At 43.7% G+C, this 522-nt stretch carries 1 protein-coding gene and 1 pseudogene; both read right to left on the reverse strand.

From position 1 onward, the window contains the following. On the reverse strand, nucleotides 1-161 hold a 161-nt coding region (locus ACFINA_RS09805), incomplete at its 3' end, for a phage major tail tube protein (protein ID WP_375615544.1). Beyond that, nucleotides 158-522: pseudogene (locus ACFINA_RS09810) on the reverse strand (phage tail protein); the annotation flags it as partial. The pseudogene ACFINA_RS09810 and the gene ACFINA_RS09805, both read right to left, overlap by 4 nt.

Here is a 522-nt window from a genome sequence, read left to right on the forward strand (position 1 = left end):
ACACCAAGACCGCTCACATCAATCTGCATATCAGAGCCCCCTGGTTGATAGGTTTCTGTGATTTCTTCCAACGTAGGTAATTTGAGGGTTTCAAGATCAAGATGAAGATTAACATCATCATCAACAATCAGGGTAAAACCGCGAACAATTCTTAAAGTCATATGTCGCTCCTTGCTGCTTTGCGATAACCCTCTAGCGTATCGCCAAAGGCATAAATCATTTTATTTTGGATATCTTCAGCAAGCCGATTAAAGTAAGCTCCATTGCGCCGGCTGCCAAAGCTTAAATCTTCTAGAGGCGGCACTTCTTCTGCATCAAATTCCACCCGCAATTTCCCCAGTTGTAAATTGCTGTTGGAATTTAAATCACGGTCAAACCAAACCCGCCCACCAAGCAGTGCACCGCGTGCAATCATATCATCAAGAAAGCTGGTCAAAGAGCGGGTAATGGCAATAACATGTTGACCGGTCAGGTTTTCATCATTGGCCCAAGGGCGTAAATTGTTAATGATGGTTTTTTCCA

The sequence above is a fragment of the Bartonella sp. AC10YNML genome (genome assembly GCF_042196825.1).
In the GTDB taxonomy this organism is placed as follows: Bacteria; Pseudomonadota; Alphaproteobacteria; order Rhizobiales; family Rhizobiaceae; genus Bartonella.